At 53.9% G+C, this 739-nt stretch carries 1 protein-coding gene; it reads right to left on the reverse strand.

The annotated features are described in order from the left end of the window. Positions 1–352: 352 nt before the first annotated feature. Positions 353–715 carry an HNH endonuclease gene (locus OGV80_RS01670; protein WP_080625039.1) on the reverse strand — a complete coding sequence of 121 codons (363 nt, stop codon included), beginning with the start codon at positions 713–715 and terminating at the stop codon, positions 353–355. Positions 716–739: the final 24 nt, after the last annotated feature.

Raw genomic sequence — 739 nt, forward strand, 5'->3', positions numbered from 1 at the left:
GGGCGACGCCCGGAACGCCCCGCCGTTCCAGCCATAAGCGACACTCCTGGTTAAATTTCATTTTTCGCGGGTATAAAAATACGAGGAAGCGGGCAGTCCTGAAAGGCGAAAGGGGTCAGGGATTTGATCCCCCCTCCCCCTGGCCTGTGTGGGCATCAATCAAGATGGAAATCATCATTCAGGTTGCACCGACAAGCGCTGCTCGCATTGTGCGGACAGGCATTAGAGTTATGCCCTGACTGCCCACAATAGCTGCAGCGCAGGTTGGCGCGGCGGGATGAACCACCCCATGTTTTGGGACAGTTCGCGTATGTATGAAGCCGTGAACCGCAGTACGTGCAATAGGTATAACTCATCGGATACGCTCTCTTGCCGTCTTCGCTCTGTGGCATTCCCAGCACAACGACTCAAGATTGGAATCGTCATCAGTACCTCCATGAGCTTTTGGGATGATGTGGTCAACGCTTGCCGCTTTCTTCGCTATCCTCTGTCGGCGATGGTTCTGACACAGGTATTTATCACGCTGAAGGATACGCGCTCGTTTAATTTCCCAGAGTCGCCCGTATCCACGTTCTTGCCTGCTCTTTCCTGACTGATAACTCCGCCAGCCGTCACCAGCATGCTGCTGTCGGTGTTGGTCACAATATCCGCTGACATCATTGGTGATTGCCGCACACCCTTTGTGTCGGCATGGGCGTTTAGCACGTGCTGGCATCGGCATAGTCCTGTTTGTTGGATA

Source organism: Citrobacter sp. Ce119 (genome assembly GCF_030334525.1).
Lineage (GTDB): Bacteria > Pseudomonadota > Gammaproteobacteria > Enterobacterales > Enterobacteriaceae > Citrobacter > Citrobacter europaeus.

Excerpts from the sequence above, each read along its gene's own strand:
- OGV80_RS01670 (WP_080625039.1), bottom strand. The coding sequence starts at position 715 with ATGCCAGCACGTGCTAAACGCCCATGCCGACACAAAGGGTGTGCGGCA.